The following is a 14,478-nucleotide window of genomic DNA, read 5'->3' on the forward strand; positions in this document are numbered from 1 at the left end:
GATGACCGGACACACTCAGAACGAGATCACCATCGCGGCGCCGCTGGACCTGGTCTGGGAGATGACCAACGACCTGGAGAACTGGCCGCAGCTGTTCACCGAGTACGCCTCCGTCGAAGTCCTGTCCCGGGAGGGGCTCAAGACCACCTTCCGGCTGACCATGCACCCCGACGAGAACGGCACCGTGTGGAGCTGGGTCTCCGAACGAGAACCGGACCGCGACACCCGCACCGTCAGGGCCCGCCGGGTCGAGACGGGGCCCTTCGACCACATGAACATTCACTGGCGGTACGAGGAGGTGCCGGGTGGCACCCGCATGGTGTGGACGCAGGACTTCGCGATGAAACCGGAAGCACCGGTCGACGACGCCTGGATGACCGACAACATCAACCGGAACTCCAAGGTCCAGATGGGGTTGATCCGGGACCGCATCGAGAAGGTCGCCGCCGAGCGCGGCGCCACTCCGGGTCTGACCGACTGAACCGGACGGAGAACCAGCCCCCCATGCACCAAGCACTGATCGTCGCCCGCATGGCCCCGGGGTCGGCCCCGGACATCGCCAAGGTGTTCGCGGAGTCCGACCGCGGAGAGCTGCCGCACCTCGTCGGTGTGCTCCGGCGCAGCCTCTTCCAGTTCGGCGACGTGTACATGCACCTCATCGAGTCCGAGCGGGATCCCGGCCCCGCCATCGCCAAGGTGACCGAACACCCCGAGTTCCGGGCCGTCAGCGAGCGGCTGTCCGCGTACGTCAGCGCGTACGACCCCCAGACCTGGCGCTCCCCGAAGGACGCCATGGCGCAGCGCTTCTACCTCTGGGAGCGCGGCACGGCCGGCTGACCCCGCCGTGGCGCACCGGTCGCCGGGCTCGCGACGCTGCGGGCCCGGCGACCGGTGGTCCTCGGGGGGCCGTTCAGCCCGGGACGTGACAGTCGAACGCGTGCAGATAGGGGTTGACCGGGCGGATGTCGTCGATGACCAGCCCCGCCTCGGTCAGCCGGCCGACCATGCTGTCGGTGGTGTGCTTGGCCCCGCCGACGTTGAGGAGCAGCAGCAGGTCCATCGCGGTGCTGAACCGCATCGAGGGGGAGTCGTCGACGAGGTTCTCGATGACCACGACCCGGACCCCCGGGCCGCCCGCCGCACGGACGTTGCGCAGCGTACGGGCGGTGCTGTCGTCGTCCCACTCCAGGATGTTCTTGATGACGTAGACGTCCGCCGCGACCGGCACGGACACCCGCACGTCGCCGGGCACCACGCAGGCGCGCTCCGCGAGGTCGCCGCCCGGCCGCAGCCTCGGCAGCGCGTTCTCCACCACCCGCGGAAGGTCGAGCAGACTGCCGTGCAGTGAGGGGTACTTGTCCAGCAGGCTCACCAGCACATGCCCCTGGCCGCCACCGAGGTCGGCGACCGACGAACTCCCCGACAGATCGAGGAAGTCGGCGACGTCCCGCGCCGACTGCACGCTGGAGGTCGTCATGGCCCGGTTGAAGACGTCGGCGGACTCCGGGGCGTCCTCGTTGAGGTAGGGGAAGAACTCCTTGCCGTACAGGTCCTCGACGACATTGCGCCCGGTGCGCACCGCCTCGTCGAGCCTCGGCCAGGCGTCCCAGGTCCACGGTTCGGTGCACCACAGCGCGATGGCGCGCAGACTGTTCGGATCGTCCTCACGCAGCAGCCGGGAGACATCGGTGTGGGCGAAGGTCCCGTCCGGCAGCTCGGCGAAGACGTCGTAGCAGGAAAGGGTGCGCAGCAGCCGTCGCAGCGGCCGGGCCTCGGCCTTCACCGCGGCCGCCAGGTCCTCCGCGGTCATGGGGCGGTCACCGAGGGCGTCGGGGACTCCCAGCCGGGCGGCCGCCCGGAGGGCGGCGGCACATGCCGCCGCGAACGCGAGCTCCCTCAGCCGCATGGACGGCGGTGGGGCTGTCTGTGCGGTCGTCATGTGCCGCTTCCTTCCTTCCGGGCGCGGACGGGCCGTGACCTGCGGTCAGCACATTCCCGCGGGCTGGGAGGCCCGGCAGGAATTGTGTTCGAAGGCGTTGCCCGTGCCGTGGTCGGCGTTGATGAGGTCCGCCGGGGAGTTGCCCTCGACCACGTTGTCGCTGACCCGGTTGCGGTCGTTGGTGACGGCCACAAAGCTCTTGAACAGGACGATGCCGCCCGACATCGACGAGTTGCCGACGTTGTCCCTGACCACGTTCCGCGTCACCAGGGTGTCCTCGGCGCCGGTCAGGACGATGCCGGAGCCCTGCAGGGCATCCAGCCGCGCAGTCTTCGGGCACGACTTGTTGTTGCGTACGAGGAGGTTGTCGCGCACGGTCAGCGCGCCGGCCTTCGGCTTGTTCTCGTCGCCGACGACGAACACCGCCACGCAGTTGGCGGTCGCGCGGTTGCGAGCGACGGTGAGGTTGCGCAGGCGCCGGACCGTCAGGCCGATCCGGTTGCCCTCCAGCCGGTTGTGGTCGATCAGTGTTCCCCCGGTGTCCGTGGCGCCGGCCTCCTCATTGATCGTGTTGGCGAGGAAGACACCCGCGTCGCCGTTGTTCAGGGCGCTGTTGTCCTGGATCAGCGAGCGGACCGAGCGCTCCTGGGCGATGCCCCACACGCCGTTGCGCGCCGTGGTCACATTCCGCACGGTCAGCCGGTCGGTCGCCATGGCGAACACCCCGGTCCTGGCAAAGCCCGTGACGGTCAGCGAGGCGATGGTGACGCCCTTGACGTCACGGTCCTTCGTGCCCAGGACACAGATGCCGTTGCCGCCCTCGGCACAGCTGTTGGCGGCCTTCTTCCCGCTCGGCTCGATCACTGTGGCCCGCCCCATGCCGCGCAGGGTCAGACCGGGCGTGGTCACCTTGACGCTCTCGTGGAACGTGCCGGGGGCCACGAGAACGGTGTCTCCGGGCCGGGAGGCGTCCACCGCCTTCTGGATCGACTGGCCCGGCATGACCACATGGAACGCATGACGGGCGGCCGGCGGAGCCGCACCCAGCCCGGTCCCGACCACCACGGCGGTACACATCATGTACGCAATGCGGTATTTCTTCATATCGAGAACGTTATGACCCTATAGGCGGTTTACCTGCTGAATAGGCCATTCGGCGGCGTGTCCTGTGTGCGTCCTGTGCCTGGCGCGGGCCAGGGGCGGAGCGGTATCCGCCGAACAGGGCGATAACCGGACGTACTTCGTACGGCGCCTTCGGAGTGTCCTCGAGGTGGTCGCAGCGGCACCGGGGTGCGGGCAGGCCATGACACGGGCGCTGGTGTACCGGCCCGATGTCGTCGTCATCGACTGTGACGGCGGTGCCGTCGAGGACGGGGCGCTCGGTACCTCGCAGGAGCTGAGCGAGCGGCTTCCGGAGTGCCGGATCCTGCTGGCGGCCGGCAGGGCGACGCCCGAGTGTCTCCGTCAGGCGCCGGCCCAGCCCGTCGCGGGACTCATCGGCAGGAACAGCCCCAGCAACTTTCTGACGGAGGGCGTACGCGAGGTGGCGGCGGGCGGACGGTTCATCGACCCGGAGCCGGCGCTGTCGGCGCTCTCCTCGGCGAGGAGCCCGCTGACCCCCAGTGACGTGGATAATCACGACCGCAGGAGTATTCGAACCTCCCGAAAGGGCGCGTGTTCCCCGCCATGCGCAACGGTCCCGCACGATGAGCGTCACCGACTCCTTCCCGCTCGGTGCCGCCACCACGCTCGACGAACTCGCCCGGGACCCGCATGCCCGCCTGGCACGGCTGCGGGCACACGAGCCCGTGTCGTGGCTGCCGGAGCTGGGCGGCTGGCTGGTCACCCGCCGCGACCTCGCGCTGCACGTGATGCGGGACGCCGCGACCTTCACCGTCGACGACCCCCGGTTCTCCACCGCGCAGGTCGTCGGGCCGAGCATGCTGTCGCTGGACGGGGAGCAGCACACCCGCCACCGCGAGCCGTTCAACGCCCCTTTCCGCCCACGGCAGGTACGCGACGGCTTCGCCTCGTTCATCGAGCAGGAGACCGGCCGGCTCATCACCGCGCTGGAGCCTGCGGGTGCCACCGAACTGAGACGCGCGTTCGCCGGACCGCTCGCGGTCGCCGTCGTGACCGAGGCACTCGGACTGGCCGGTGCCGGCACGGACACGGTGCTCTCCTGGTACGACTCCATCGTGCGCTCCGTCTCGGACATCACCGCCGGACACGAGGCGGGACCCGACGGAGCGGCCGCGTACGCGGAGCTTCGGACCGCGGTGGAGAACACCGTTGCCGACGGGGGCAGTTCCTCGCTGCTGGTCTTGGCCGCCGGGCGGCTGGCGCTGCCCGAGGTGGCGTCCAATGCCGCGGTCCTGATGTTCGGGGGCATCGAGACCACCGAGGCGATGGTCACCAATGCGCTGCTGCACCTGCTGAGCCATCCCGACCAACTGGCCCTCGTGCTCGGTGACTTCGCGCTGCTGGACGGTGCGATCGAGGAGTCGCTGCGCCTGGAACCCGGCGCGGCCGTCGTGGACCGGTACGCGGTATGTGACACAGCACTGGGCTCCGCCACCATCCGCCGGGGCGATCTGGTCACGGTCTCCCTGGCCGGCGCCAACCGCGACCCCGCCGTCTTCCCCGACCCCGACCGTTTCGACGTCCGCCGCGAGAACGCGCGCCTCCAACTGGCCTTCGCCCACGGCCCGCACCACTGCATCGCCGCCCACCTGGCCCGGCTGGAGACCCGCATCGCCCTCCAGCGCCTGCTCGAACGCCTCCCCGCCCTCCGCCTCGACCCGGACCGCCCCACAGCCCCCCACGGCCTGGTCTTCCGCAAGCCGCCGGCCCTGCATGTGCAGTGGGACAGCCCTGGCTGAGCGGCAGTTGGTGGACCGCCACCCGACGGTCCGGGGGACGGTGGCGAGCCTCAGGGCCGTGGCCGAGCAGGATCCACCCATGTGAGCCCGTCCTCCGAAGCCACCAGCCCGTCCGGCCGCACCGGCGTCTCCTCCTCCAACGGCCCGCCGAACACGCCTCGTTCCTGCAGAACCGCACCCTCCTGGAACACCTCACGGATGGCGGCGGACTCGAAGAGGGGGTTGCGCAGGCCGTCGGAGTCCGGCAGCCGGCCCACCGCCGTGCCGAGCTCCGAGGAGGCCGCCGTCAGCCGGGCCTCCGCCTGCCCGAGCCCGCCGAAGGTCGCGTCGCCGGAGGCCAGACCGCCCACCAGTTCCACGAACGCCTCCAGTTCCGTCGCGCCCACGTTGGTGACCTTGCGGGCCTTCCAGAAGTACGAACGCTCGTCCTGGTGCATGTCGTAGAAGGAGACCAGGAACTCGTAGAACAGGCGGTACTCGTGCCGGTAGCGGGCCTCGAACTCGTCGAACAGGCGGCCCTCGTCCAGCGTCCCGGCCAGTCCGCCGTTGATGGAGCGGGCCGCGAGCAGGGCCCCGTACGTGGCGAGGTGCACGCCGGAGGAGAGCACCGGGTCGACGAAGCATGCCGCGTCCCCGGCCAGCACCATGCCGGGCCGCCACAGCCGGGTCTTCCAGTACGACCAGTCCCTGCGGACGCGGACCTGGTCGTAGGGCGCCTCGGTGGCCTGTGGAACCCCCTGCAGGAGCTCGCGGACCTCGGGGCAGGAGTCGATGAGCCGACGCCAGGCCGCCGCCGGGTCCCGCTGTATCCCGGCGGCGTTCTCCCGGCTCACCACCGCCCCCACGCTCGTGAGCTCGTCGCGGAGGGGGATGTACCAGATCCAGCCCTCGTCGAAGGCGGCGCAGAAGATGTTGCCGTCGTTGGGCTTCGCAAGCCGCCTGCCGCCGGCGAAGTAGCCGAACACCGCGATGTTGCGGAAGAAGTCGGAGTACGTCCGGCTGCCGCCGACCTCGGTGTGGATCCGGCTGCCGTTGCCGGAGGCGTCCACGACATAGCGGGCCCGGGCCTCGCGGAGCTCGCCCTCCGGTCCGCTCCAGCTGACGCCCCGCACCCGCTCCTCGTCCGCGAGCACGCCCTTGACGCGGCAGTTCTCCCGTACGTCGACGCCGACCCGGCGGGCGCCCGCCAGCAGGATCGCATCGAACCGGGACCGCTCCACCTGGTAGGCGAACGAGGTCGGGTCGGCCAGCCGGGGTGACAGTGCGAAGGAGAACTGCCACGGATCCCGGTTGCGGCCCCACCGGAACGTCCCGCCGCGCTTCACCTTGAAGCCCGCCCGCGCGACCTCGTCCTCGACGCCCAGGATGCGGCACACACCGTGCACGGTGGACGGCAGCAGCGACTCGCCGATCTGGTAGCGGGGGAACGTCTGCTGTTCCAGGAGAAGGACGCGATGACCGCGCAGGGCGACGGCGGTGGCGGCGGTGGACCCGGCCGGACCACCGCCCACGACGATCACGTCGAACTCCTCAACCGCCCCGTGCTCACTGGCATGTCGTGCAACGGTCACTGTGCTTCTCCCAGGGAGTCGAGCCATGCGCGGAGGGCCGCCACGGTGGTCGGGGCGTGTTCCTGCATGAACGAGAAGTGGTCGCCCGGGACGTCGACCTCGGTGTGCGGCAGCGGCCAGGACGTCCGCCAGCCGTCCGGGCCCGCGCTCGCCGCCATCTCGGGCGTGGGCCGGGTTGCCCGCACCAGCAGGGTCGGGGTGTCGACCGGTTCCGGATCCCAGCCCAGGAACATCCGGGTGTACGCCCCCAGCGCGGCAACGCCCGCGTCCTCGTCCCCGGTGAACTCGGTGCCGCCGAGACGCGGCGCGATGACCGCGGGCAGCGCCAGCAGCCAGTCCTTGTCGCTGTTGCCGTCGCCCACGAGGTACGTGTCCAGCAGCACCTGCGCCAGGGGAGGGGCCCCCAGCGCTTCGAGCCGCCGGGTCACGGCGTGCGCCACGGCGCCCCCGGTGCTGACGCCGGCGACCACGAAGGGCCTGCCGCCCACGTGTCGCAGCACCGACTCGGCGTGAGTGAGGGCCAGCGTCTCCCGGTCGGCCGGAACCGCGCCGCCCGCACCGATGCCCGGGTGCGGGAACTCGAGGACGTCCCACTCCCCCTGAAAACAGCCGTGGAAGCGAGCGAACTCCCCGCCCGGCGCGCCGAACGTCGGGTGGGTGCCGGTGAAGAACACGAGCACCGGCCCGCCGTCCCCGGCACCGGTGGCGCGCCGCACCGGCGGGATCGCGTGCTGCCGACTCCCGGTCGCGTCGAACGTCGGAACCGCCCAGGACGCCGTGACCAGCATCTGCATCGCGGCGACCACCTGACCGGCCTCGCAGACCCGCCGGTAGAGCGAGGACAGTGTCTGCGCGGGCCGCGGACCCGCCGTGTCAGCTGCCGTCGCAGGCAGCTCGTCCTCCAGCAGGCCGAGGATGTGCCGGGCCAGCCCCTGAGCCGTCGGATGCTCGAACACCACGGCGGCCGAAAGGCGCAGCCGCAGCGCCATGCTCAGCCGGTTGCGGACCTGCACCGCCATCAGCGAGTCGAAGCCCAGCTCGGCGAAGGACCTGCCGGCCGGGAGTGCGTCGGCGTCCGGGTATCCGAGCACCGCCGCGACGTCGGCCCTCATCAACTCCGTGAGCCTGGCCTCCCGTTGCGCCGCGGGCAGCTCGCCCAGCACCTGGCGCCACGCTCCCGGCTCCCACGGCTGCTCAGGACCCGGCCGGGCCTTCTCGACAGCAGGCGTACGGGGGCGCACCAGCCCGTGCAGAAGCGGCGGAAGCGGCCCTGGGGAGGAACGGAGCCCCGCCCGGTCCAGCACAACGGGCGCCAGTACGGACCCGCCGTCCCGGAGCGCCGCGTCGAACAGGGCCAGACCCTGCGCCGTGGACAACGGCCGGAGCATGTCACCTTCCCGCCGCTGTGCCCCGGCCATGCCCCCTGCCGTCTCCCAGGGCCCCCAGGCCAAGGACACGGCCGGCAGCCCCAGTCGGGAGCGGTGGCCGGCCAGGGCGTCCAGGAAGGAGTTCGCCGCCGCGTAGTTGCCCTGGCCCGCGCGGCCCAGCAGACCGGACACCGAGGAGAACAGGACGAACGCCGACAGGTCCAGGTCCCGCGTCAGCTCGTGCAGATGCCAGGCCGCATCCGCCTTCGGCCGCAGCACCGCTGCCATCCGCTCGGGGGTCAGCGCGGTCAGGACCCCGTCGTCCAGCACTCCGGCGGCATGCACCACGGCGGTCAGAGCGGGCGCACAGCTGTCGATCACCTCGGCGAGGGCGGCACGGTCGGCCGCGTCGCAGGCCGCGATCCGCACCTCGGCGCCCAACTCCTCCAGCGCGGCGCGCAGTTCCCTCACGCCCGGCGCCCGCGCACCCCGGCGCCCGGTGAGCAACAGGTGTCGTACGCCGTACGAGGTGACGAGATGGCGGGCGAGCTCCGCACCCAGAGCGCCGGTACCGCCGGTGATCAGGACGGTGCCGGTCCAGCGAGGGGCGTCCGCGGATGCGGTGCCGGTGGCATGAACCAGTCGCGGCACGCTCAACCGGCCCGAGCGGACGCACAGTTGGGGTTGGCCCGTGGCCACGGCCGCCGGCAGGAGCCGTAGCGACTCGGGCCGCCCGTCCACGTCGACGAGCGTGATGCGCCCCGGTACCTCGGACTGGGCCGTGCGTACCAGCCCCCACACCGCGGCACCGGCCAGGTCCGGATCCGGTGCGGTTGCGTCGCGTGTCAGCACCACCAGACGCGAGCCCGCCGTGCGCGGGTCGTCCTGCCAGTCCTGCAGCGTGCGCAGGACCCTGGCCGTCAGCGCGTGCACGGCGGGCGGCGGCTCCGGCTCCTCCGTCGGGCCGACCGCCGTGACGACGAGAGTGTCCGGTTCGTGCGCGGAGGTGGCCATGACGTCCGGGAGCAACGCGTACAGGTCCAGTTCGTCGGGACCCAGGAGCGCCCAGCGTGCGGTGATGTCCCGTTCGCCGTCGGACGGTTCTACGGGCGTCCAGTCGGGGCGCCACAAGGCCCGCCGCGTCACGTCGAGTGCGGTCGTCGGGACGGGGAGTTCGCGGGTGACGAGGGAGTCCACGCGTGCCACAGGGCGGCCCGCCGGGTCGGTGAGCGTCACCGAGAGCGCGTCGGCTCCGTTCGGCACCACCCGTACGCGTACCCCCGACGCCCCCACCGCGTACAGCCGCACGCCGGTCCACGCGAAGGGGACCCGCACCGCCTCAGCCCCGGTCGCGGATCCCGTCAGCAGCGGTGCGTGCAGTGCCGCGTCCAGCAACGCCGGGTGAATGCCGAAGCGGTCGGCGGCCGTCAACTCCCCTTCGGGCAGCCGCACTTCCGCGAAGACAAGGTCTCCGCGCCGCCATGCCGACCGTACGCCCCGAAAGGCCGGCCCGTACGCGAGGCCGCCCTCGGCGAGACCGTCGTAGGCGTCCGTGAGGTCGACCTCGACGGCGCCTTCCGGGGGCCATGCCGTGAGCTCCGGGTCCGACGGTGGTGTCTCCCCCCGGGCCGGGCCGAGCAGACCGGTGGCGTGCCGGGTCCAGACGGGCTCGTCGTCCATGTCGGGGCGGGCGTAGACGTCGAACGGCCGTCGGCCGGACTCGTCCGGCCCTCCTACGACGAGTTGGACGCGTACCCCGGTGTCCGGAGCGAGGGTGAGCGGCGCCACGACGACCAGTTCGTCGAGGCCGCCGCAGCCGGCCTCGTGGCCCGCCTGGACGGCCAGTTCCACGAACGCCGTCGCGGGGACGAGGACCGCCCCGGCGATCACATGGTCGGTGAGCCAGGGGTGCGTGGTCGGGGAAAGCCGTCCGGAGAACACCGTGCGGTCGGTGTCCGGGACGGTGAACGCCGGGCCCAGCAGAGGGTGTCCGTGGGTGTCCGCCACGGGGGCCGAGGTGTGCGGCGCGTCCAGCCAGTAGCGGCGGCGCTGGAAGGCGTACGTCGGCAGGTCCACCCGCCGGGCCCCGCTGTCCGCGAACACCGCGGGCCAGTCGACCCGCGCCCCGTGCACATGGAGGCGGGCCACCGCGCTCAGGAGGGTCTGCGGCTCGTGTTCGCCGCCGCGGGTGGCGGTGACGCACACCGGACCGTCGCCGTCCGGGCCGGTCAGACATTCCTCGGCCGCCGCCGTGAGCGCGGGCCCGGGGCCGATCTCCAGGAACGCCGAGACGCCGTTGTCCCCGAGCCAGTGCAGGGCGTCGGCGAACCGCACCGGCCGGCGGGCGTGCCGTACCCAGTACTCCGCGGAACACAGCTCCGCGGCCTCGGCCGGACGGCCCGTCACCGCCGACACCACGGGTATCCGTGGCGGCCGGAAGGCCAGTCCCTCGGCGACTCGGCGGAAGTCGTCGAGCATCGGCTCCACCAGCGGCGAGTGGAAGGCGTGGGCGACCCGCAGACGTACCGTCCTGCGGCCGCGCGCCTCGAACCCGGCCGCGACGGCGAGCACCGTCTCCCGTACGCCGGAGATCACCACCGAGCGCGGCCCGTTGAGGGAGGCGATCGCCACCCGGTCGCCGGCGTTCTCGAGCGCGGCGAGGACCTCTTCCTCCGTCGCGTGCAGGGACATCATCGCGCCGCCGGCGGGCAGGGCCTGCATCAACCGGCCGCGGGCCGCGACCAGTTCGGCCGCGTCGGGCAGGTCCAGTACTCCGGCGACATGGGCCGCCGCCAGTTCCCCCACGGAGTGCCCGGTCAGGAAGTCGGCCCGTACGCCCCAGGACTCCAGCAGCCGGAACAGCGCCACCTCGAAGGCGAACAGACCGGCCTGCGTGAAGTCCGTACGGTCGAGCAGGGGGGCCTCGGGCGAACCCCGCTCCGCCGACAGCACCTGGCCCAGCGGCCGTTCGAGACGGTCGTCCAGCTCCCGGCAGAGTTCGCCGAAAGCGGCGGCGAAGACGGGGAAGGCGGCGCTCAACTCCGCGCCCATCCGGACGCGTTGGGCTCCCTGCCCGGTGAACAGGAAGGCCGTACGCAGGACGGGGTCGGCGGCGGCCCGCATCGAGCCGCGGCCGTCGCCGCCCTCGGCGAGTGCCTCCAGGGCTGTCAGCATGCGCACTCGGTCGTCGGCCGCCACCATCGCCCGATGGGCGAGCGCCGATCTGGAATCGGCCAGGGAGAAGCCGACGTCGGCCGCGGAGAGGTCGGGGCGGGCCGTCAGGTGGTCGGCGAGTCGGCGGGCCTGAGCCCGCAGGGCCGTCTCGTCGGCGCCGGAGAGCAACCAAGGCACCGGCGGTTCGGCAGCGCCCTGAAGGGGCGCGGGGCCGCATTGTCCCGTGGAGCGGACCGGCTGCGGAGGCTCCTCCAGGATCACGTGGGCGTTCGTGCCGCCGATGCCGAAGGCCGACACCCCGGCCCGGCGCGGCCCGGCGTCCGTCGCCGGCCACGGGCGGGCCTCCGTCAGCAGCCGCACCCGTCCGGCGGACCAGTCGACGTGCGGTGTGGGGGTCTGCGCGTGCAGGGTCCGGGGGAGTTCCTGGTGATGCAGGGCCTGCACCATCTTGATGACTCCGGCGACGCCTGCGGCCGCCTGGGTGTGACCGAGGTTCGACTTGACCGAGCCGAGCCACAGCGGCGGCCGCTCCTCGGGCCGCCCCTGACCGTAGGTGGCCAGCAGCGCCCGCGCCTCAAGCGGGTCGCCGAGGGTGGTTCCGGTGCCGTGCGCCTCCACCGCGTCCACGTCCTGCGGGTGTAGCCCGGCGTCGGCCAACGCCCGTGTGATCAGCTGCTGTTGGGCCTGGCCGTTGGGGGCCGTCAGCCCGTTGGAGGCGCCGTCGGAGTTGACCGCGGAGCCGCGCAGCACGGCCAGCACAGGGTGGCCGTGGCGCCGTGCGTCGGACAGGCGCTCCAGCAGCACCAGGCCCGCGCCCTCGGCCCAGGCGGTGCCGTCCGCCGCGGCCGAGAACGACTTGCAGCGGCCGTCGGGCGCCAGACCGCGCTGGCGGCTGAACGCCGTGAACGGCTTGGGCGTTGCCATCACCGTGACCCCGCCCGCCAGCGCAAGGGAACACTCCCCGGAGCGCAGCGCCTTCGCCGCCCAGTGCAGCGCCACCAGCGAGGAGGAGCAGGCGGTGTCGACGGTGATCGAGGGCCCGCGCAGGCCGTAGACGTACGAGATGCGGCCCGAGGCCACGCTGCCGGCCGAGCCCAGGCCCAGATGGGCCTCCAGTTCATGGGTGGTGAAGCGGGCGGAGTAGTCGCCGTGCATCACACCCACGAACACTCCGGTGTCGCTCTCGCGGACCGTCGCCGGGTCGATGCCCGCCCGCTCCCAGACCTCCCATGAGGTCTCCAGCAGCAGCCGCTGCTGCGGATCCATGGCCAGCGCCTCGCGCGGCGAGATCCCGAACAGGTCGGCGTCGAACTCCGCGGCCCGGTGCAGGAATCCGCCCCGGTGTGTGTACGAGGTCCCGATCCGGTCCCGGTCGGGATGGTGGAGGGCGGCCAGGTCCCAGCCCCGGTCGGTCGGGAAGTCCGAGGTCGCGTCTTTGCCCTCCGACACCAGGCGCCACAGGTCCTCGGGCGATTCGACATCGCCGGGCAGGCGGCAGCCCATGGCGACGATCACCACCGGATCGTCTGTGCCCGCGTCCGCGGCGCTGGGCTGGTGCGTCGCGGTCGCCGGGAGGAAGAGGGTGTCGTGCAGGTGCCGGGCCAGCGCGGCCGGTGTGGGGTGGTCGAAGACCAGCGTCGAGGGCAGCCGCAGCCCGGTCGCCTCGCCGAGCCGGTCGACGAGCGTGACGGCGCCCACGGAGGTCAGCCCGAGGCCGGTGAACGGGCCGTCGGCGTCGAGCCGTTCGTACGGCCCGCCGTCGCGGACCGCGGCCGTCTCCGCGAGCACCGCCTCGCGTAGCACGCGCTCCCGCCCTTCCGGCGGCAGGGACAGCAGCCGCTGCCGCAGCGCTCCCGCGGCGGCCGTGGGGGAGGACGGAGCCGGCCGGGCCGCTCCCGTGACGACCGTGTGGCGGGCGATCTTGCCGGACGCCGTGCGCGGTACCGCCGCGATCTCACGGATCTCGACGGGCAGTTTGTACGCGGCCAGCCGCGTACGGCACGCCTCCAGAACCCGCCGAGGGTCGAACCCTTCCGGTCCCGGGACGACGTGGGCCACCGGGACCTCGCCGAGAACGTCGTGCGGGACGCCCACCACGACCGCGTCCCGCACCCCGGGGCAGCGCAGCAGGGCCTGTTCGATCTCCGTGGGGTGGATGTTCTCCCCACCGCGGATGATCAGCTCGCTGACCCGGCCGGTGAGGCTGAGATGACCGTGCGCGACGCGCCGTCCGAGGTCCCCGGTGCGGTACCAGCCGTCCCGCAGCGCGGCCTCGGTCTCCTCGGGCCGGTTGTGGTAGCCGGCCATGAGGCTCGGGCCGCGCACCCAGAGCTCGCCCTCGTCGCCGTCCTCGACATCGTTGCCTGAGGCGGGATCGACGACCCGCACCTCCATGCCCGGCACCGGCGGGCCGCAGGAACCGTCGACCCGCGGCCCGTCCCGACGGTTCACCGCGATCATGCCGCAGGTCTCCGTGCTGCCGTAGGCGTCGAGGAGCGGAGCCCCCAGCAGGTCCTCCACCGCCCGGCGCAGGGCCGGTGAGCTCGGGGCGCCCGCCACGATGGAGGTCCGCAGTCCCGGCGGGGCCGGGGAGGGTTCCTCCCGGGCGGACGCCAGCAACTGGTGGTAGGTGGCGGGCACCCCGGCCAGGACGGTGTACGGGCCGCCCAGGTCTTCGCGCGGTGTGCGCAGCTCCCGCAACAGGCCGCCGGGCGGAAGGAGTTCGGTGGTGACCCTGGCGCTCGCGCCGACCGCGGTGACACCCAGGACGGCAAGGGAGTGCCCGAAGCTGTGGAACAGCGGCAGCGGCCACAGCAGCCGGTCCGCGGAGCAGAGCCCGAACAGCGGGGCGTAACAGGCCGCCGCCGACCACAGGGCGGCGCGCTGCGTGGACAGCACGCCCTTGGGGCGGTGCGTGGTGCCGGACGTGTAGAGCATCCAGGCGGGCTCGTCCAGGCCGAGATCGTCCCGGGGCGGCCCGGCGGGAGAGGCGTCCGAGGCGATGGCGTCGAAGAGGACCGTGCCGTCAGGGGCGTCCTCGGGAAGCGGTCCCGGGCCGGTCAGCAGGACGCGCGGGCGGCGCTGTCCGGCGCCCGGGCGGTGCAGCCGGGCCAGGTGCGCGGGGTCGGTGACGAGAACCGAGGCGCCGCTGTCCGCCAGGAAATGGGCGAGTTCCGCGTCGGAGGACCGGGGATTGACCGGTACGCCGACCGCCCCCGCCCTGACGGCGGCCAGCACACTCTCCACCGTCTCGACACAGTTGCCCAGGCAGATCGCGACCCGCTCGCCCCGCCGAAGTCCGGTCCGGGCGAGGTACGCGGCAAGCCGTCCGGTGCGCTCCTCCAACTCCGCGTAGGTGACGGCGCGTATGTCGTCGGCGAACGCCACACGTGACGGTGCCTCCCACGCGTGCGCCTTCAGCAGCTCCGGCAGCGGCCGGATCAGCCCGTCGTGCGTCATGTTCCTGCCCCTCCGGCGCGTGCTCGGCACGGCAGCCGTCAATCCCCTTGCAGGTCAATGGTGTTGAGCCTACGGGGCGGACGGCC

Annotated in this window: 7 protein-coding genes; 3 read left to right on the top strand and 4 right to left on the bottom strand. The window is 72.6% G+C overall.

Translation table 11 applies throughout. The features are described from left to right. Position 1: 1 nt before the first annotated feature. Both ACFY1U_RS19705 and ACFY1U_RS19710 read left to right on the top strand, forming a co-directional pair. Complete coding sequence (locus tag ACFY1U_RS19705) at positions 2 to 481, top strand: SRPBCC family protein (RefSeq protein ID WP_390695386.1); 480 nt, start codon at positions 2 to 4, stop codon at positions 479 to 481. A gap of 23 nt (positions 482 to 504) precedes the next feature. After that, entirely contained in the window at positions 505 to 837 is a 333-nt protein-coding gene (locus ACFY1U_RS19710) for a TcmI family type II polyketide cyclase (protein WP_390695387.1), read from the top strand. 73 nt (positions 838 to 910) lie between these two features. Here ACFY1U_RS19710 and ACFY1U_RS19715 read toward each other — a convergent pair whose 3' ends face one another. Beyond that, positions 911 to 1,939 (bottom strand): methyltransferase, encoded by a 1,029-nt coding sequence (locus ACFY1U_RS19715; RefSeq protein WP_390695388.1) that lies wholly within the window; start codon positions 1,937 to 1,939, stop codon positions 911 to 913. A 45-nt stretch (positions 1,940 to 1,984) separates the two neighbouring features. Further along, positions 1,985 to 3,043, bottom strand: coding sequence for a nitrous oxide reductase family maturation protein NosD (locus tag ACFY1U_RS19720; RefSeq protein WP_390695389.1), 1,059 nt, complete (start codon positions 3,041 to 3,043; stop codon positions 1,985 to 1,987). 602 nt (positions 3,044 to 3,645) lie between these two features. On the opposite strand from ACFY1U_RS19720, the gene ACFY1U_RS19725 reads away from it, so the two are divergent. Continuing rightward, the gene (locus ACFY1U_RS19725) at positions 3,646 to 4,821 is read left to right on the top strand and encodes a cytochrome P450 (protein ID WP_390695390.1); all 1,176 of its coding nucleotides are present in this window, start codon (positions 3,646 to 3,648) and stop codon (positions 4,819 to 4,821) included. Between the two features lie 50 nt (positions 4,822 to 4,871). Here ACFY1U_RS19725 and ACFY1U_RS19730 read toward each other — a convergent pair whose 3' ends face one another. Both ACFY1U_RS19730 and ACFY1U_RS19735 read right to left on the bottom strand, forming a co-directional pair. Further along, on the bottom strand, positions 4,872 to 6,419 hold the full coding sequence (locus ACFY1U_RS19730; protein WP_390695391.1) for a tryptophan 7-halogenase: 1,548 nt from the start codon (positions 6,417 to 6,419) through the stop codon (positions 4,872 to 4,874). Beyond that, positions 6,389 to 14,392, bottom strand: coding sequence for an SDR family NAD(P)-dependent oxidoreductase (locus tag ACFY1U_RS19735; RefSeq protein WP_390695392.1), 8,004 nt, complete (start codon positions 14,390 to 14,392; stop codon positions 6,389 to 6,391). The genes ACFY1U_RS19730 and ACFY1U_RS19735 overlap by 31 nt, the downstream gene beginning before the upstream one ends. Positions 14,393 to 14,478: the final 86 nt, after the last annotated feature.

Source organism: Streptomyces sp. NPDC001351 (genome assembly GCF_042896045.1).
Classification (GTDB): Bacteria; Actinomycetota; Actinomycetes; order Streptomycetales; family Streptomycetaceae; genus Streptomyces.